Here is a 244-nt window from a genome sequence, read left to right as displayed (position 1 = left end):
CCCCTTGGGCGCAAGCTCCAGGCTCAGCCCCTGCGACAGAAACAGGGCGAACGCCTTGGTCGCGCCGTAGAGGGTCATGCCGAATTCCGGCGACAGGCCGACCACCGAACCGATGTTGACGATCGCGCCTTCGCCCGCCTGCGCCAGCCGCGGCGCGGCGGCGGCCGCCAGGCGCGTCAACGCGGTCGTGTTCAAGGCCACCAGCCGATCGATGCTGTCGGCCGATTGGTCGAGAAAGCCGCCC

The 244-nt window shown here is 70.1% G+C and carries 1 protein-coding gene; it reads right to left on the bottom strand.

Annotated elements, in window-relative coordinates; translation table 11 throughout:
* Positions 1 to 244 (bottom strand): SDR family NAD(P)-dependent oxidoreductase (locus tag SB751_RS34310; RefSeq protein ID WP_410749533.1); only part of this gene is annotated, 244 nt, incomplete at both ends.

It is taken from the genome of Cupriavidus sp. SIMBA_020, from assembly GCF_046535395.1.
GTDB classification, from domain to species: Bacteria; Pseudomonadota; Gammaproteobacteria; order Burkholderiales; family Burkholderiaceae; genus Cupriavidus; species Cupriavidus campinensis.
This window is presented reverse-complemented; position numbering and strand designations above follow the sequence as displayed.